Annotated in this window: 16 protein-coding genes; 9 read left to right on the top strand and 7 right to left on the bottom strand. The window is 69.9% G+C overall.

Annotation, left to right across the window (positions count from 1 at the left end):
* Nucleotides 1–117: 117 nt before the first annotated feature.
* Nucleotides 118–624, bottom strand: a complete 507-nt coding sequence (locus tag QMK24_RS22675) for a hypothetical protein (RefSeq protein ID WP_283468448.1) — start codon at nt 622–624, stop codon at nt 118–120.
* Nucleotides 625–718: 94 nt separating this feature from the next.
* Here QMK24_RS22675 and QMK24_RS22670 point away from each other — a divergent pair, with 94 nt between their 5' ends.
* From QMK24_RS22670 to QMK24_RS22645, 6 genes are all read left to right on the top strand, one after another.
* A complete protein-coding gene (locus QMK24_RS22670; protein WP_198359162.1) occupies nt 719–2,149 on the top strand; it encodes a coiled-coil domain-containing protein in 1,431 nt (476 codons plus the stop codon).
* 31 nt (nt 2,150–2,180) lie between these two features.
* Entirely contained in the window at nt 2,181–2,555 is a 375-nt protein-coding gene (locus QMK24_RS22665) for a hypothetical protein (RefSeq protein ID WP_198359161.1), read from the top strand.
* Entirely contained in the window at nt 2,552–4,183 is a 1,632-nt protein-coding gene (locus tag QMK24_RS22660; protein WP_198359160.1) for a 3'-5' exonuclease, read from the top strand. The genes QMK24_RS22665 and QMK24_RS22660 overlap by 4 nt, the downstream gene beginning before the upstream one ends.
* A 77-nt stretch (nt 4,184–4,260) precedes the next feature.
* On the top strand, nt 4,261–4,413 hold the full coding sequence (locus QMK24_RS22655; RefSeq protein ID WP_198359159.1) for a hypothetical protein: 153 nt from the start codon (nt 4,261–4,263) through the stop codon (nt 4,411–4,413).
* 323 nt (nt 4,414–4,736) lie between these two features.
* A complete protein-coding gene (locus QMK24_RS22650) occupies nt 4,737–4,967 on the top strand; it encodes a hypothetical protein (RefSeq protein WP_198359158.1) in 231 nt (76 codons plus the stop codon).
* Entirely contained in the window at nt 4,964–5,974 is a 1,011-nt protein-coding gene (locus QMK24_RS22645) for a zeta toxin family protein (protein ID WP_198359157.1), read from the top strand. Before QMK24_RS22650 ends, QMK24_RS22645 begins: the two co-directional genes overlap by 4 nt.
* A gap of 112 nt (nt 5,975–6,086) precedes the next feature.
* Here the strand turns inward: QMK24_RS22645 and QMK24_RS22640 are convergent, their stop codons facing one another.
* Nucleotides 6,087–6,548: an HNH endonuclease gene (locus QMK24_RS22640; RefSeq protein ID WP_198359156.1), complete on the bottom strand. Its 462-nt coding sequence runs from the start codon at nt 6,546–6,548 to the stop codon at nt 6,087–6,089.
* Nucleotides 6,549–6,980: 432 nt separating this feature from the next.
* The gene (locus QMK24_RS22635; RefSeq protein ID WP_283468444.1) at nt 6,981–7,334 is read right to left on the bottom strand and encodes a hypothetical protein; all 354 of its coding nucleotides are present in this window, start codon (nt 7,332–7,334) and stop codon (nt 6,981–6,983) included.
* A gap of 303 nt (nt 7,335–7,637) precedes the next feature.
* Between QMK24_RS22635 and QMK24_RS22630 the strand changes: the two genes are divergently transcribed.
* From QMK24_RS22630 to QMK24_RS22620, 3 genes are read left to right on the top strand one after another with little or no spacing between them, the layout of a single operon-like run.
* Nucleotides 7,638–8,036 carry a hypothetical protein gene (locus QMK24_RS22630; RefSeq protein ID WP_283468443.1) on the top strand — a complete coding sequence of 133 codons (399 nt, stop codon included), beginning with the start codon at nt 7,638–7,640 and terminating at the stop codon, nt 8,034–8,036.
* Nucleotides 8,036–9,514: a relaxase/mobilization nuclease domain-containing protein gene (locus QMK24_RS22625; RefSeq protein ID WP_198359153.1), complete on the top strand. Its 1,479-nt coding sequence runs from the start codon at nt 8,036–8,038 to the stop codon at nt 9,512–9,514. Before QMK24_RS22630 ends, QMK24_RS22625 begins: the two co-directional genes overlap by 1 nt.
* 35 nt (nt 9,515–9,549) lie before the next feature.
* Entirely contained in the window at nt 9,550–11,541 is a 1,992-nt protein-coding gene (locus tag QMK24_RS22620; RefSeq protein ID WP_283468441.1) for a coiled-coil domain-containing protein, read from the top strand.
* A gap of 47 nt (nt 11,542–11,588) precedes the next feature.
* On the opposite strand, the gene QMK24_RS22615 is transcribed toward QMK24_RS22620, so the two are convergent.
* Genes QMK24_RS22615 through QMK24_RS22600 form a run of 4 tightly spaced genes read right to left on the bottom strand, consistent with a single transcriptional unit; the run spans nt 11,589 to nt 16,851 of the window.
* A complete protein-coding gene (locus QMK24_RS22615; protein ID WP_283468438.1) occupies nt 11,589–12,119 on the bottom strand; it encodes a DUF4913 domain-containing protein in 531 nt (176 codons plus the stop codon).
* Nucleotides 12,116–13,873, bottom strand: a complete 1,758-nt coding sequence (locus QMK24_RS22610; RefSeq protein WP_198359151.1) for a type IV secretory system conjugative DNA transfer family protein — start codon at nt 13,871–13,873, stop codon at nt 12,116–12,118. The genes QMK24_RS22615 and QMK24_RS22610 overlap by 4 nt, the downstream gene beginning before the upstream one ends.
* Nucleotides 13,870–15,333: a putative type IV secretion/conjugal transfer ATPase gene (locus QMK24_RS22605; protein WP_283468436.1), complete on the bottom strand. Its 1,464-nt coding sequence runs from the start codon at nt 15,331–15,333 to the stop codon at nt 13,870–13,872. The genes QMK24_RS22610 and QMK24_RS22605 overlap by 4 nt, the downstream gene beginning before the upstream one ends.
* An 18-nt stretch (nt 15,334–15,351) precedes the next feature.
* Nucleotides 15,352–16,851 (bottom strand): SCO6880 family protein, encoded by a 1,500-nt coding sequence (locus QMK24_RS22600; RefSeq protein WP_283468435.1) that lies wholly within the window; start codon nt 16,849–16,851, stop codon nt 15,352–15,354.
* Nucleotides 16,852–16,877 lie beyond the last annotated feature (26 nt).

The following is a 16,877-nucleotide window of genomic DNA, read 5'->3' as shown; positions in this document are numbered from 1 at the left end:
CGGCTTGGGTGGAGTGCCGCGCAGGCCGACGCGGTGTTGTGGGCGATGACGGGCTTGTTGCACTGGGCCGACGACGGCACGTTCTTCCGGCTGGATCTGACCCGGGCCTCGCTCACTTCACGAGGCCGCAAGGTGGCCCGCGCCCGGGTCGAGGCCCTGATCGAGGCGGGGTTCCTGGCCCGCGACGAGGGCGGCACCGGATGGGGTGCCGTGGTGGCCACTGCGGACGGTGCCCGCGCTCACCAGGTGTGGCGCAAGGAGGCGCCGGTCCCGGCCGCCGAGGAGGCTGACCGGCTCGCCCCGCTCTACTGCGGCCGCGAGGCCCGCCGCCGGCACGTGGCCGCCCGCGCCGCGATGGATCGCCTGGCGGCCGAGAGCGAGGTCACCAAGGCCCGCGTCCTGGCCGCCGTAGAGGGCGCTGAGCAGTTGGCCCAGGACGAGCAGCACACCGTCCGGGACGCCGCCGACCGGCACGCCGCGGTGATGGCGGTGTGGCGGCAGGTCGACGACCCGGCCCCGGTCGAGTACGGCGACGACCCGGGCGCGGTCATCACCCACTACGGCCCGGACCCGCAGCACCCCGAGCCGGTCCCGGCAGCCGACCGTCAACCGCCCGACCCCCACACCGAGAACGGCGCCGCCGACCCTGTCGGATCGACAGAATTGGTCCCGACCCCTCCAGCACTTCCCGCACTTCGGACACGAGAGCAGCAGCCGCATGAGCGTCAACACCACCACGGGCGAGATGAGCGACGACGAGCCGGACACCGGCGCCGATTCCGAGCAGCAGGGGGAAGCCCCGTACGGGTACTGGCCCGAGCCGTGCGCGTCGTGCGGTGCCCGGATCCCCAAGAGCCGGACCGGGGCCGGACGGCCGCCGGAGTACTGCGACAAGCGGTGTCAGAACGACGCGAAGGCCGCCCGAGCTCGCGAGCGCACGAGTCCGGGACTGCCCGGCCAGTTGATCCGCGCGGAGGAGCTGACGGAGCGGCTGGGGCAGGTCTCCGAGGACTTGATGCGCGAGATCCAGAGCGTCAAGAGCCCCGAGGGCATGGAAGCGCGATTGGCTGCCGCCCGCGCTGCGAACGCCTCCGAGGTGGCGGCCGCCAACAGCACCGCCGCCCGAGCCGCCGCCGACGCCGCGACCGCGCGGGGGGACGCGCAGCAGGCCCGCGCCGAGGCCCAGTCCGCGCAGGCCGCAGCCCAGCGCGACAAGGTGGCCAAGGAGGACGCCGAGAGGGCACGGGACACCGCGCTGTCCGACGCGCGGGAGGCCGCCCGGCTCCAGGGCGAGGCCGAGGGGAAAGCCGTCTCCGCCGAGGCCGCCCGCGTGGCATTCGCCGAGGAGGCCCGCCGTGCCAAGGAGCGCAGCGAGCAGGCCACCGCGCAGGCGACCGCCGCCGACACGGCCCGCGCCGCAGCCGTCGCCCAGCGCGATCAGGCGTTGCGGGATCTCACCGGCCAGACCGCACGCCGGGAGGACGCCGAGCGTGAGCGCACCAGCGCCATCGAACGCGCGGACACCGCCGAGGCACAGGCGCGGGAAGCCGAACGCCAGCAGGTCGCCGCCCAGCGCGCGCAAGACGCCGCCGTTGCCGCGATGGAAGCAGCCCGCACGGCCGCCGAACACGCCGCCGCCGACCGCGCCGCCGCCGTCGAGACCGCGCGCCTCGCGGTCACCCGCGCGGACACCGCCGAGGAGGCCGCCCGCATCGCCGAGGCCGTACGAGCCGCCGCCGTCGAGCGGGCCGAGAGCGCGGAGGCACAGGCCCGGGAAGCCGAACGCGCCCAGGCCGCCGCCGAACACAGCACCACCACCGCCGTCACGGCCAAGGACGCCGCGCGGGCCCTGGCGACCGAGGCCGCCGCCGAGCGGGACCAGATCGCCGCGGAACTGGTCACCGTGCGCGAAGAGCTCGCCGAGCAGACCCGGCAACGCCAGCTCGCCGAGCAGCGCGCGGACAGCGAACAGCGCCGGGCCAAGGAGACCGAGACCCGGGCGGACCGGGCCGAAGCCCGCATCACCAAGGCCGAAGAGCGGGCCGACAACGCCGACGCACGGGCCACCCGGGCGGAGGAGCGGGCGCAGGCAGCCGAGACCGAGGCGCGTGCCATCCGCAGCCAGCGCGGACCCGCCGAGCAGCAGTAACCCGACCCCACGCACAGGAGTTGATACGACTATGGCCAACAAGTACCCCGGGCAGTGCGGTAGCTGCCGTGCCCAGGTCGCCACCGGCGCGGGCATCGCCGAGAAGCGCGGCCCGGTCTGGATGGTGTTCTGTGACACCGCTCATGCCGCCGCCGTCCCGATCCCCGCCCAGGCGCCGACCCCCAGCGGGCCGCCCCCGGCCGAGGTGAGGGTGACGGGCACCGAGCAGCAATGCGCCGCGATCTGGGACGCGCTGCGGCTCTCCGCCGGCATGACGATCATCCGGCGCGAGGACCAGCCGCGCCGCGACGTCGGCGACGACCGCACCGCCGCCTACGGCCGGGTGCAGGTCGATCCGAAGATTATGGATGTCGTCGCCCGCGCCTACGGCCTGGACATCCGGTGACCGCCGACGCCGCCCCCGCCACGACGGGACCCGCACCGAAGGCCCGAACCGTGGTCACCGGGGCCGAGCTCGCCGAGGAACTGGGCGTCACTACCTGGCACCTCACCCGTGGTCAGGAACTCGGTGTCATCCCGCCCCGCGACCACACCCGGGGATGGTCCGCCGCCGCCGCGGACACCATCCGCCCCAAGGCCCCGGACCTCTTGGAGGCCATCGCCGCCCGCGAGGCGTTGGGCGCCCACCGCATCGCCGAGTTGTGGCACCAGACGGCCGGCGTCGAGGCGACCGCCGCTGACGTCCGCGAGATGGCCGACCGCGACCGGATCGCCGTCCTGGACACCTACAAGGGCTGGCCACTGTATTCGGTGCGGGACGCCGAGCGCCTGGCCGCCGAGCACGCCGAGGAACTGGCCGCCACGGTCGCCGCCCGGGTGGCGTGGATCGCCGCCAGCCGCGACCGTCACGAAGCCGCCCAGTACCTCGGATGGAAGGCCCGCGAGTTCACCGACGTGGCCACCGCCCGACACCTGACACCGGGCCGGTTCGACCGGTACGCGAACGCCGACCTGGACGCGCTCGCCGCCGACGAGGCGCTGACCGAGCAGGTCACCGCAAGCCGGCTGATCGGACCCGACCAGGCCGCCGCCGCACTGGAGATCCGGCGCACCGACTGGGATTACGTCGTGGCCGCCGGATGGATCGAGCCGGCCGAGATCGCCACCATTAAGACCGGCACCTACCGCACCGTGGACGTGCCGATGTACACCACCGGCGCGGTGCTCGCCCTGCGCGAGCTCCCGGACGTCGACTGGGACGCGGTCCGCGCCGTGCCCAAGGGAAAACCGTCCGTGCTGCGGGAGTACGCGCACCGATCCCAGACCCGTGCCGCCATCGTCCGCCGGTTCGCCGCCGAGCTCGCCGACCGGCACCAGGTCACCGTGTGGGCTCAGTACGACGGATCCGCCGACACGTGGGCACTGGACTGGGATCACCACGACGGCCGGCCGACCCGCGCCACCGTCGCTCAGGAGCTCCAGGACGACACCGAGGCCGCCCCGCACGCGAGCCGGATCACCCTGGGCACCCCGTGGGGCGAGCACACCCGTTGGGCCCGGCAGATGCTCCAGCCCGGCGCCAGCGCGATTGTGGACACCGAGACCACTTCACTGGCCGGGCTGGTCTGCGAGATCGCCATCACCGACAGCGCCACCGGCGCCCCATTGCTGAACACTTTGGTGAAGCCGGGAGAGCCCGTCAGCGACGGCGCCCGAGCCATCCACGGCATCACGGATGAGGAGCTGGAGACCGCCCCCGGGTGGGGGAAAGTACTCCCGAAAGTACGGCACGTCACCCGAGGGCGGACCGTGCTCGCCTACAACGCGCAGTTCGACCGGCAGACCATCGCCCGCGACACCGCACGGATCGGCAAGCGCCTCATGCACCTTGCCGACGACGACCGATGGGGGTGCCTGATGGCGGCCCGGACCGCCTTCCACGGACTCCGCAGGGATTGGCGCCTGGACGGAGACCACCGGGCACTCGGCGATTGCCACGCGGCCCGTACCATCCTTCTCGACATCGCCGAGGGGCACGGCCACCAATTCACCCCCGCCGACCCCACCCCGTAGACCGCCGACTCCTGGAGCACGAGCTCCACCCGCACGCCGCAGCCTGGATGGACGCCCAGCAGTGGGACCGTTGCGCGATGGAGGCCTACGCCATTCTGGCCGGCGAGTGGTCCGACTTCTGGGGCAACTACACGTGGCAGCGACTCAACGGCGGCCACCGCGCACTGGCCGACTGTCACGCCGTGATCTCACGCCTAGTGGAACTCGCCGCACAACCCGATCCGGAGTGACCTGCCGCGCGCCACCATCGAGCCAGTCCCTGCACCACCCGCGATGCGACCTCAACCAGATGCAACCGCAATTGGAAGCGAGTCACACGATGAATCGACGCACCAAGTACGCGGCCCTCACACTCGCCACAGTCCTGGGCGGATGGGTCGCAGTGCAGCTCACAACTACACGTAGCCGGCGGCCGAACCAGTCGCCTACGCGCTCCGATAAGTTGGCCACACCTGCAAGGTCAACAAGGGGGAGTGACGTCCTGGAACCGATCAGCGGATCTATGGATCCGTACCAGTGGTCATCGGAACGATCAGTTGCATATGAGGCCGCCGTGGAGGCGATTCTCGGCGTGGTGGGCGCCTACACCGAACTGATCGCGGAGGAAGAGAACCGTCCGGAGACAGTGCGGGATGAGCAGAAGCTCACCGAGTACCGGCGCCGTCGGACGGCCAGCCAGCGTGAGCGTGAGGCACTGGACCCCACCGACAGCAAGGGGATTGCCCGGGTGCGGGCCCAGTACGCCGAGCAACTCCACATCCTCCGCCGAGGCGGCCGCGTATGACCGACCCCGAAGCGGAGCACTACACACTCTCTCCCGCCGAAAGCCGGCACGCGTTCGAGACGGGCATCGTGCCCGACCTCTTAGAGGGTCGTCGGCCACAAGAACAGCCCGTAGCCGTCATCCTCATAGGGCAGCCCGGCGCCGGGAAGACGGCAGTGGCCGCGATGATCGCGCGCCAGCTCAACGCCCGAGGTGGGTTTGCCGACATCGACACCGACCTCTACAAGCCGTACCACCCGGCCTACGCCGAACTTATGGCTCGTGACGACCGGCTGATGACGCGCTACATCGGGCCAGCCGGCCGCGAATGGATGCGACAGGCCATGGAGTACACCCGGGACCGCCGGATCAACGTACTCGTCCAGGACATCGCGAACGATCCGGCCGCATCGGCGCAGGCGATCCGCGACAACCGCGCCGCAGGATTCATTGTCGAGGCCGTCGCGCTTGGGGTATCGCGAGCTGCCAGCGAACAAGGCATCCTCAATCGCTACTGGGAACAGGTGAAGGACCGCGGTCAGGGCCGCCTGACCCTTCCGGAAAAGTCGGAAGCGTCGTTCGTCGGGATCCCCGTGCTGGCCGAGACAATCGACGCCGAGCTGTTGGCCCACTACGAAGCCGTCTACCGGCGGGGCGAGGCCAAACCAGGGTTTGCGAACGCCCAGACCGAGAGTGGTCAGTGGCGGGACACTCCTGGCTTTGCGGCGGCCATCGAGCAGGCTCGGAACCATCCGCTGTCGCCAGCCGAGACCTGGGATTTCCTCACGGTCCAGGACAAGCTACGGCGCGAGATGCCGCAGGAGTTCCGAGCCCAGCTAGACCGTATTGACGAGCTTGCCAGACCGCTTCTGCACCCCGATGTCGTGGACCGGCGCAACACGGCACGGATCGCCGGACTCGGTTTCGGCAGAGGCCCCGTCATCGGCGGCAGCTCAGCCGATACCTCCGTCGCGTTGACGCCAGAGGAACCACCACAGCGTGAGCGCGACGAAGAAGCCGAGCGATGACCCTGCCATCCTCGATACAACCCCTGCGGGCCTGGATCGAGAGGCCGAACGCGGCGTGATCCGACCCACCTAACGGTTCCACTCCAGCACGAAGTGGAACCGTTAGGTGGGGTCAAAACAGTCTTTGATGCGCGCCGTAGGGATCGCCCTCCGCCCGCGCGGCGGATACGACCGATGCTAGTTCCACCGGATCGTGCATGCCGTCGCCTACGGCCTCCAGGATGGCCGTCCGAATGGCTCCGGCGGCCGCTGCGGCACCCCGCCGGTCGGCCTTGCCGACTCGGCCGAGATTGGTGATCCGGTCGCGACGTGCAGCGTCCATGAGATTGTCCACCTGGTCTCCGAGTTCGAGGCACTCGGGCCGCACACAAATCGTCAGATCACAGCGGTGCCGGCACACAATCCGGTCAGGGATCGGTCCGTGATGTGCAGCCCACATCCATCGTGATGGCCGCACTACGTCTGACCGGTTTTCGGCTGGTCCGGCCGCCGCCCAGAAGCGCCCGTATCCGTCGTCGCTCAGGCCGCCGGTATAAACCCAACAGGCCGACGTGACGACGATGTACGAACGCATGCGCGTCCATTCACGGACGTCCGCATACCGTGGTTTTGATGCTGGCGGCCGCACGACTTCGGGAACGGTTGGCATCGGGTCTCCAGTCCGGTAATCCTCGCGGGCGTCCGTCGGCAACGATGATGCCGACGGGGCCGGAGGCGGTGCCGGGTCGGGCCACAGCGCGGCAGCTACTGCCCCCCGCCAGCCCCGTGACGTGCTGACGGGCCGCGTACGGTGTCCAAGGGGTCGACGACGTCGGGACGGTGCCCGGCCACGTGCCGGGCGGTAGGGCCGTTCGGTGCCCTCGCCCGGACACTTCCCCCGCCCTGCCCGCCGTTTCGGCGCGCTTCCACGAGAGCCGCACCCGGGGGCCGGGTGGTCACCTAGACCGGACGTCGATGCCGCCCTGCCACCGACTTTCAGGGGCAATCGGACCGTGTGGTTCCCCCGTTAGGCGGTCGCAGCCTCGGAGGCCGCAGGAGCGATCGTGTCCGCTGCCTCTGGCTGGGCCGGAACGGTGCTGACAGATCCCGAGGACTTCCCGCCACGGACCCGCCGAGGCCGACCCGGGAGCTTGACCGTGGGCTCGTTGAACCCCAATCGCTTGAGTTCCTCGGGACTCCACCCAATACGCAGTGCTTCGGCGTACGTCTGGGCCGTGGCCTTGGCCAGGTCGAGCAAAGCCACTTGCGCGTGCCTCTCAGCCCTCGTGTCAGCGGTAAGAACCTTGATCACTTCGAGGCGCTCGCTGAGGAGGTTCTGCGCCGCCGCCAGGACATCTTCGTCTTTCGGAGGATTGCTCATGACGGCAGCGTACCGGGCGCTTCTCCTCCGGGGCATGCCCATACCGCCGGACACCGTTCACACTGCTCCGTCTGGCTTCTGACGGCACCTCCGATTCCGCAGGGCCTGAGCCAGCGCTAACCATTCCCGAACGCGCAGGCCAGAGAGGGTTTTCGGAAACGGGCAGCCGAAGCAGAGCAGGAGCAAGCTAGTAGATCAGGTAACCTGATCTCGCTTTGCCGCTGGCCGCCTGGCGGCGCGCGGTGCACACTGACGTGTGGTCCCCATTGGAATGGGGTCGCTTCGCTGGGAGGGGTGGGACCGATGAGCGAGCCGAAGCCGCGCCGTGCCGGCGCCCCTTCCGGCGGGCGACTGACCCGTGTTGTGGGCGGACGACGGCACGTGACGAAAGTGCTGATGACCGACGACGAATGGGTGGCGGTGCAGGCCCGCGCTATCGCGATGGGCGTGAGCGTGCCCAGAGCGTTGATCGAGGCGGCTACGGGCACCCCGCCGCAGACTCGGACGGAGCGTGTGGCGCTGTATCAGGAGCTCATGGGGCTGCGCCGACTCGTCGCCAACGTCACGAACAATGTGAACCAGATCGCCAAGACCTTGAACGCCGGTGTGGATGTTCCGAACCGGCAGATCGCGGCCACGCTGGAGCGGGCCGCCGTTGCTATGCGACGAGTCGAGGAGTTCGCTGAGGACGTGCGCCCGTGATGCCGAACGTGACGCGCGGCCAGGACCTCCCGGGGCTCGTCGGGTACCTGTTCGGCCCGGGCCGGGCAAACGAGCACACCGACCCGCGCATGATCGCCAGCCATGCGGGCCTGGCCGCAGAGGGCGCCCCTCATTTCACGCAGGACGGGCAACTCAGCGCGCTATCACGTGAGCTCACCGCACCTAAGACCCTGTTCGGTACCGGCGTGAAGGACGGGTACGTCTGGCACTGCTCAATCTCGCTACCCCCGGAGGACGGCGAGCTGAGCGACGAGCAGTGGGCGACGGTAGCCGGCCGCATGGTCGACGCCATGGGTTTTAGCTCGACATCCGGTAAAGCGCCATGCCGGTGGATCGCGGTGCACCACGGCAAGAGCACCGGAGGAAACGATCACATCCACGTTGCGGTCAACTTGGTCCGCGAGGATGGGACCAAGGCCAACGTGTGGCGGGACCGCCCCCGCTCCCAGCAGATTTGTGGCGAGCTGGAAACGGAACTAGGGCTGCGTATCGTCGAAGGACGACGCGGCCAGAGTGTGCCGGGTATCAAGCGCGGTGAACGCGAGTCCGCTACACGTCAGGGACTTCCCGAGCCTGCCCGCCGTACGCTCGCCCGGCGAGTTCGTGCCGCCGCTGGAGGAGCTAACAGCGAGGCGGATTTCGTCCAGCGTCTGCGCTGTTCCGGTGTTCTTGCCCGTCCCCGTTTCGGCACCGGTGACCGGAGATCGGTCGTGGGTTATTCCGTCGCGTTGCGCAGCGAAGATCGCTCCATGCCGCCCACGTGGTTCGGCGGCGGAAAGCTCGCCGGTGATCTGACACTCAGCGCTCTGCGCATGCAATGGCCGGACAGCGATCCCGCAGAGGCAGTTTCGGCGTGGACGGAGCGCGGCAGCGGGCCTGACCGCGTCATGAATAGTCCGTGGATGCGCGACGAATCCGCATGGGAGATCGCCGCCCAGCAGGTCACCGACTGGCGTGAGCGTCTGGCGGATGTTCCACCAGGTGACAGCGTGCGGTGGTCGCAAACCGCGCGCGAGGCCGCAGCAGTATTTTCCGCATGGTCTGCGCGGATCGAGCCAAACCGTCCCGGCCCGCTGGCTCACGCGGCGGATGTGCTGGCACGCTCGGCGCAGTTGCCCCACGGGCAGCGCCACCAACAGCCCGGAAACCCGGGCGAACTCAGGGGGGTGATCTTGGTGGTCAACCATTCACGCAATGGTGCCTTGGCCCGCATCGGGGAGGCGCTTCTCCTACAGTCCCTCCGCAACACCATGCGTGCCATCCACGGCATGCACCAAGCGCGACACGACCGCGACCAGGCCCGCGAGATCGAGGCCAGTGCACGCGGAGACCTCGCCCGTCTGCAGAGCGCACGGCAGCAACTCCAGGACAGCCCCGGCGCACTGCCGCAGCCAGGCCCGATCTACACGGATCCGAGCTTTGAACGCGGCCCGGAAGGACCGCAGCACGGCCGATAGCCGCGAGCCGGCGGCCCGATACAAGGGGGTACGGGATGAGCCAGACCTACCAAAACGAGACCGAAGAAGTCTACGCCGCGAGCATGGAAGCGGTCGCGGAGTCCATCCGTCTCGCCATCACCATTGCGGCGCTGATCGCTGAGTCCGTGGTGCGGGCTCGCGAACGCGAATACGAGCGGGAGCGTCAGGCCAGCGAGGAACGCAGCCGCCAGTCCGCAGAGCGGCTGCGGGCCGAGCGGGCAGCGGCCGACCCGCTGTTGCGGGCCGCATGGCAGGAGCGTTTTTGGAAGGACGCCGACCCGCGCAGAATCGGCCGGACCTGGCAGGCCGCTTCGGAGTGGGCCGGCGCGGACCCGTACGCCGCCGCGACGCTGGAGCACCTGCGCGAACAGCTCAAGGAGCGGTTCGGAATCGACGTTCCGAACTGGCCGGTGGGCGGGGTGGAACTCGCCCGGATGATCACGTTCACGGACCGGGATTTCCGCGCCATGCTCGACAAGGCACGGGCCGTTGCCGAGGAATCGCCGGGTACCTCGTTCATCATCATCATTCGGGACCGCGAGGACCCATACCGTCCCGCGTACCAGGGCGAGGCTGTCGCCGCCCCGGGCATGCCCGCCGAAGTGTTGGGGGCGGAGGAATTCCTCCGCTGGGCAGCCGATCGTGACATCGGCGACGGCAGCCGGTTCACCGTCGAGGTCATCGAGAACACCGGCGATCTGGACCCCGTACGGGTGCCCGCTGCGGTGTTGAGCGCCGAGCAGGTTCAGCCCGTTCTCGCAGCCGAGCAGGACCGCCAGCGGCGGATCCTGAGCGGTACCGAGGAGGCCACCGACGCTGAACGGCTGTACGTGCTCACCAGCGAGCTGGACCGTCTGCAGGCAGACGAGAAGCTGCGGCTGTCCCGACAGGCCGAATACCAAGCACGACTGGACACCGACCCGTCTCTGTCCGACGCGGAGCGGAGGCGCCTCACCGAGAACGTCGAGGCCGTGAACATCGGTGTCTCGGAGCTGCAGGCGCAACAGGCAGCGATCAGCGTGCAGATTCAGGCAACCGCCGCCGCCCTGCGCGGGGAGAACCCCGCGCATGAGTTCCAGGCCCGCACGTTGAGCGAGAGCCTTGACGCCGGGTGGTGGTCGACCGCCAGCGCCGAGGAGATTGCCGGAGTATGGGCCCATGTCGATGGTTGGCAGGAAGGCCGGGCCCGCGATGAAATCCGCTCCCAGCTTCGTCAGAGCATCGCCGATCATCACGGGCTGATCGTCCCGGCCGATGCCGACGCCGAGATGATTGCCGAGCTGTTCGGGGGGCGCGAGGAGCCCGGTCCCGCGGTCCCACTGTCCATCCAGGCCCAGCAGCTCGACGACCAGGCCCAGGCCCTGTATGAGGCCGCTTTCGATGAGTTCGCAGCCGCCCGTGAACTCGACAACGACGCGGAACAACTCAGCCCCGAGGAGGCGGAGAAACTGCGCGCCGTCGGCGAGAGGCTGCGGCAGCAGGCGACCGACGATCACGGCGCCGCGGAACAGCTCACCGAGCAGAGTCGGTGGCTGGAACGGCGTGCGCAGACCGGAACGGCCGAGGCATACACGCAGGGTTCAGCCGAGCCGCTGGCCCGTCTGCGGCAGGAGTACGCCGAACGATGGGGCCGGCCTCCGCAGCCGGAGGCGATGGAGACACTGGCAGAAGAGGCGGAACGGGGCTTTGGGACCGGCCCGGTCATTATCGCCTCGCCCGGGGCCGAGGATCCGGCGGTCTGGACGGTGACCGAACTGCCGGAGCAGGCCGCCGCCCCGGACGAGTCGGAGGCGGGCCTCGACGAGGCCCAGGAGGCCCGCCGTGTCGAGGCCAGCGCCGCCCTGGCAGGGCTGGCGGACCAGGAGGCGGCCGACGCGGTTCGAATCGCTGCCATGGGTTTCCCTCAGGCAGTAGAGGCCGCCGTGGAATCACCCCCGAGCGCCGCCAAGAACTCCGGCGGAGCCCCGTCAGCCGGACGCGAACGGGACACCGGCATTCAGCTCTGATTCCTCTCCCCCGGCCGGGCACCACAGGGTGCCCGGCCGAGGGATTTTCAGTTGTTGGAGGTGCCGGGGGCCGCTTCCGGTGCCGGGGTGGTGCTGAACGAGGGGGACAGCCACAGGGCCGGGTCCGACTTCTCCAGCGGCAGGGGCTTATACGCGTAGTCGGAGTGGCCCTCAGGCGAGCAGGAAGCCAGCGGTCCGGTGTCCGGATGCATCAGGGCCCGAAGGTGCGGGTCGCAGTGCTGTAGCCACCAGACGGACATCCCCAACGCCGGCTCCAGCTGTAGGTTCTCCCAGGCCCGCCACAGGGCGCTCAGCCGCGAAATCGCCTCCGGATGCTTCCACCAGGCCGGGCACCACGTTTGGGTACTTCCGTTGAGTTGACGCCGGATCACCTGCGCGAGGTACTCCGTCACGAACTCGTCGAGGGACTGGAAGACCGGTTTCGGAGCGGGCTTCTTCTTCTTTCCCTTGCGCTTGCCGCGTCCGGCGTTCTTGTCGCTGGACGGGTCGGGCGGGGACGCCGGTTCCGTGCCCGGGGTGGCCGGGGCCTCTGCCCACTCGTCGTCGATTCTCGTCACGGTGTCGTCACCGCCCCTGGGTCGTACTTGTCCAGCGATGCCTGTACTGCTGGCGCGTAGGGCTCCGTCCACCACGGGATGGTCTCGATCAATGTGGGACGGGCGCCGGAGGCCATCACCACGGCCCGGCCCGGCGGTACGGCCGCCAGATCCGCAGCGCTGAGGATTTCCTCCGACCGGCTAGAGGTGCTGGTGGAGCGGGAGCGGGTGAGGAATCCGCTGCCCGGCTGCGGTGGCTGGTAGCTGTGGGAGTAGGTCTCCGGCTCGAAGTTGCCGACGAGGGAGCCGAGGTTGCTGAGGAACTGCGCGCTGGCGGCGCCGCCGCCGTAAACCCGCAGATTCGCGGCCCCCCAGAGTTTGGCCATACCCCCTTCACCCCAGACTTCGACGCCCTGTTCCCAGGACTGCAGGATCGTCATCAAGTTGATTCCGCGGGATCCGTAGTGGCTGTACAGGTTGGGGAGCTCAGCCCAACGGCACACGTTCGCCGCTTCATCGAGGACGCCGAGGATGCCGCCGGGTACCCGCCCGTGCGGGGACTGCGAGGCGTACTGTTCGGCTGCCTCGCAGATCGCCACGGTCAAGGCCGTGACCAGGGCGCCCGCAGAGTCTTTGCCCTCGCGGGAGACGAGATACAGGGTGTCGGTCGAGCGCACGAATTCGCGCGGGTCGAGCTGCGGCAGGTCGTGCCCGTTGTCGGTCACCCACCGGGTCACGGCCGGGTTCACCAGGCACGACGCCATTTGCAGGGCGGTTCCGTAGATGCCGCCCCTCTGCTTTTCCGGTGCGATCAGGACCGCTTTGACCGCGTCGGCAGGTAGCACGTACTCCGCGCCAGCGGCGCGGAGAATCCTCTCCGGCTCAGCCTCGCGCGGATTACTCAGCCACCTGTAGACCTGCGTGATCGGGCGCCCGTCGAGCGCCGCCGCCAGCAGCAGGTACGCCAGCAGGTCTTGACCGGCAGGCTCAAAGTAGGCGTCCGTGCGGGCATTGGCGCCCCGGGCGTCCGAGGCGAAATGCTCGGCCATCCGTCGGGCGGGTGCGACGCCAGTCACGAAGGTGAGCGGGTTCCACCACCAGCTCACGGCCTCGCCGATGAGGCCCTGTAGGTCGAAGACACGGATGCTGCCGTGTTCGGAGCGCGGTCCGCGGGTCGCGTCCACCACGTCCCGCTTGTTGCTGGTGACGAAGAGGGGCTTGGCGCCGGCACGGACGATCGCGGGGATCGCCCTGCGAGTGGTCTTGCCGGTACGGGGCCCCCAGATGTCGATCTGCATGTCCTCGAAGGAGGCGAACAGAGGGCGGCGGCCGATGACCGTCCGGCCGACGAAAATACCCGGATCCGGGGACGTGATGCCCCACCGGACTGCGGCCGCACGATTCTGTGCGGCCGAGAGCTTGTCGAGCTCACGGCCCTTGGCCATGTGTTGGGCGGCAGCGTCGATACGCGGCCGCGCACGCCGACGGGCCAGGACCATACGGGTCACCAGCACCGCGAGTACGACCAGGACCAGGCCCTCACCAGCGGCCAACCCGGTCGCCCAGCCGCCGGGCCACACGTAGGTGCCCTTCGCCAGCGCGAACGGCAGGACGAACGGGTTGCCGGGCGGCAAGGGCTTGTCCGACAGGCCGGCGCCGAGGCGTGCGGACGTCCAGCCGACGCCGACCAGCAGCGCGAACACCCCCACCCCGATGGGCAGCAGGAACGCGGACACACCATCGTTGGGGCCGCGGCGCTTGTTGGTCGCGCTCATCGCTGAGCCCACTTGCGGTTCGTGTCGTTGACGTCCCGCTCCGCGCGCGTCAGGTCGACGTGCAGGGGAATCCCGGGCCGTCCGCCCACCTTGATCAGGAAATTGCCGAGCCCCGGAGGCTGTGCCTCGCGCCCCTGGGCGGAGTCCCACGAGGGCGGGGTGGACCAGCCCGAGACCATGTCCTGTTCCACCTGGGACATGCCCACCACCTGTGTGAGGAGCGGCATCTCCGCCGGCGGCAGACCGCCGCAGATCACCATCCCGGACCGCTCGACGAACCCTTTCGCCATCATCCGGTCCTCTTCTGTCGGCAGCGCCAGCAAGTCGTTCATGGTGTGCGTGATCATTGCCATGCCCACGCCGATCTGCCGGTTGAGCCGGGTGAGGGCGTTGACGCGGGCGACCAGGCCGCGCCCGGCGGCGAGCACCCGCCACAGCTCATCGAGGATCACGAAGTAGTGCCGCTGCGGCTCCAGGCCCGCGTCTGCCAGGGCCTGCGCGGCGGTGATGGCGCCGAATCCGTAGGACCAGCAGGCCAGCAGGGAAGCCGCCTGCAGTTGCAGTTCCGAATCGTCGATCGAGGAGACGTCGAAGCAGACCGGGCTGTCGCGGCGCATCGGTTCTGTGGTGTGGCTCGCGAAGGTCTCGCCCAACCGGCCCTCGCCCAGCAAGGAGACCAGGGAGGATTCCAGTCCTTCGGTGATGTCGCGGTACCGGTTGATGTCCCCGCGGTCCAGGGCCACCACCCGCACATCCTCCGGCGCGTCCTTGATGACCTGCACCAGGTCCGACAGGACCGGGATCCCCTTGTGCCGGTCGTCCAGGACCTTGAGGGCGGCGGCCAGGATGCTCTCTTCCCGGTCCGTGGGCGGGTTGTTACGCAGGATGGTGATGAGCGACGCCACCATGTTCAGGCGGCGGCCGTGGATGTCGGCCTCCAGCGCCCGGCGGGCGTCGCCGGTCAGCCGGGCCGCCGCCGCCAGGCTCTCGCCGGGGTCGAGGACGTTCAGGTGTCCCCTCCCCCGGCCCAGGCTGATGACCTGTCCGCCCATCGCCCGCACCAAGTCGACGTAGTCGGGCTTGAGGTCACCCAGGACCAGCGGCAGGGTGCCGTATCCGGACAGGCCCAGCGCCATGCGCCGGATGATGGTGGATTTGCCGAGGCCCGGCTGTCCCAGCACGAAAACGCTTGGGTTACGGATCAGCTTCGCGCGCTGGAACCACGAGATCGGATCCGCGCACACGGTGGCGCCGGACATCAGGTCACGGCCCAGCGGGACGCCCATCATGGGGGTGCCGGAGCCGGCCCCGTACGGCCACAGGCCGCACACCTGCACGCTGGTACCGCGCCATTCGGGGGCGGGGTCAATGTAGGTGACCGCGCCGGCACCGCGTCCGGACCAGCCGCGCAGCCCCGGACGAGGCGGCCGGGGCGTCTTGGGAGTGGTGTTGCGGGCCATGGCAGTCCCCCGGGGTGATTAGAAGTTGTCGCGGACGCTGGCCGGCACCGACAGATGGGACGGCAGCACCAGGCCGATGGGCAGGGCGGCCGCGAACGCGGAGGCCTGCGAGCCGACAACCGGACGCAGCCGGATGCGGGCCGGGGCCGAGAGGGTGTCAGTCGCGGCCGCCACCAGCGGCAGGTCCGCCGCGTCGGTGGCGGTCGCGGTGTACAGCAGCGCGAACCGCAGCACCCCGGCGCCGGTGGCTTCCTCGCGGGCGGACTGCTCGGCGGCCCGCAGGGCCGCGTTCTCGCGGGCCTTGCTGACCGGCTCGGCCTGCGCCCGGAACAGCGCGTCGAGCCGGTCCCGCTCGACGATCTTTGCGGCGGCGGCCGGGTCGTGCGGCCGGTACAGCAGCGTCACGCGCTTGCGGGCGATGTCGGAATGCGGCCGCAGCAGGGTCGTTAGGACCGAGGAGAACACCTCACCGCGCGGAGCTTCCGACATGGACCAGGTGACGGAATGCGCGCTGTCGTGCCGGTAGTGCTCCCACGTCTCCTCCGCCCCGATCGGACCGGAATCCGACCAGGTCAGGCCGCTTCCACCAGTCGAGCGGGCCTGTTCAACGAGCGTGGCCACGCTCGGGTCATAGGCGACGCGTACCGCCTCCGCCAGCTGAACGGCCGTCATGGGCCGGGCCGGGCCCGCGCCGGTGGATGCGAGCGTGGAGGTCAGGCCCGGCAGCCGGTTGCCGAGCTCCACGGCCATATCGTTGGCCGTGCGGCGCGGGACACCCGGCCGGGCGGCGCCGGAGTAGGTCAGGGTGATGCGGGTGGAGATCTGCGCGGACCCGGCCGGGTAGCTCTCCAGGACCTCCGCGAACATGGCGGCGGCCAGCGCCGGGGCGCCCTCCACCAGGTTGCTTTCCACCTCGTGCCGCAGCCGCACCCCGGTATCGGGTGCGGCCTCGATGCTCACCGACGCGCCCACCAGGCCCGGCTCGTGGGCGAGGCCGGCCAGCCACTGTCCCCAGTGCGCCACCCAGGTATCGACCTGGTCCTGATCGACGAGCCCGGCGCCGTCCGCGTCCGTGGTCAGGACGACAACATGGTGATTGGTGTTGGGGTAGGTGAGCAGGGCGAACGGGCGGTTGTAGGCGTCGGAGGCCTCCATCACGGTGGAGGCAGCGGCCAACCCCGGCAGTTGGCAGGTGCCATACCGGGTGCGGCCCAACGGCCCGGACCGGTACAGGTGGCTGCCGTTGGATACCGAGCGGCGCCAGCCGATCCGTACCGCCATGCGCTGCAGCGCGGTACGGCCGTGCCGGTCGCGGACCAACAAAGGCGCAAGAGCCATCAACAGGAGGACCGCCAGGACCAGGGCCGCCACCACCGAGGCCAGGGCGGTGAGGACCACCACGATCATTCCGCCCAGCAGCAGCAGCGTGCCGCCCAGGCCCAACTTCCCCAACCCGGCCGTCTGCGGCTTGCGCCAGTTGCCGTAGGTCAGCTGAGACGGCGTGCTACTCGTCGGCATGGGGTCCCCCTTCGGTCGTCGTCATC

The organism is Streptomyces sp. PH10-H1 (assembly GCF_030063355.1).
Lineage (GTDB): Bacteria > Actinomycetota > Actinomycetes > Streptomycetales > Streptomycetaceae > Actinacidiphila.
The sequence above is the reverse complement of the archived record's forward strand: the minus strand, read 5'-3'. Positions and strand labels throughout refer to the sequence as shown.

Bases quoted from the DNA above. Each gene is read 5' to 3' on its own strand.
- QMK24_RS22635 (WP_283468444.1), bottom strand. From the start codon at position 7,334: ATGAGCAATCCTCCGAAAGACGAAGATGTCCTGGCGGCGGCGCAGAAC.
- QMK24_RS22655 (WP_198359159.1), top strand. From the start codon at position 4,261: ATGGAGGCCTACGCCATTCTGGCCGGCGAGTGGTCCGACTTCTGGGGC.
- QMK24_RS22665 (WP_198359161.1), top strand. From the start codon at position 2,181: ATGGCCAACAAGTACCCCGGGCAGTGCGGTAGCTGCCGTGCCCAGGTC.
- QMK24_RS22620 (WP_283468441.1), top strand. From the start codon at position 9,550: ATGAGCCAGACCTACCAAAACGAGACCGAAGAAGTCTACGCCGCGAGC.
- QMK24_RS22610 (WP_198359151.1), bottom strand. From the start codon at position 13,873: ATGAGCGCGACCAACAAGCGCCGCGGCCCCAACGATGGTGTGTCCGCG.
- QMK24_RS22625 (WP_198359153.1), top strand. From the start codon at position 8,036: ATGCCGAACGTGACGCGCGGCCAGGACCTCCCGGGGCTCGTCGGGTAC.
- QMK24_RS22640 (WP_198359156.1), bottom strand. From the start codon at position 6,548: ATGCGTTCGTACATCGTCGTCACGTCGGCCTGTTGGGTTTATACCGGC.
- QMK24_RS22600 (WP_283468435.1), bottom strand. From the start codon at position 16,851: ATGCCGACGAGTAGCACGCCGTCTCAGCTGACCTACGGCAACTGGCGC.
- QMK24_RS22645 (WP_198359157.1), top strand. From the start codon at position 4,964: ATGACCGACCCCGAAGCGGAGCACTACACACTCTCTCCCGCCGAAAGC.
- QMK24_RS22630 (WP_283468443.1), top strand. From the start codon at position 7,638: ATGAGCGAGCCGAAGCCGCGCCGTGCCGGCGCCCCTTCCGGCGGGCGA.
- QMK24_RS22670 (WP_198359162.1), top strand. From the start codon at position 719: ATGAGCGTCAACACCACCACGGGCGAGATGAGCGACGACGAGCCGGAC.
- QMK24_RS22605 (WP_283468436.1), bottom strand. From the start codon at position 15,333: ATGGCCCGCAACACCACTCCCAAGACGCCCCGGCCGCCTCGTCCGGGG.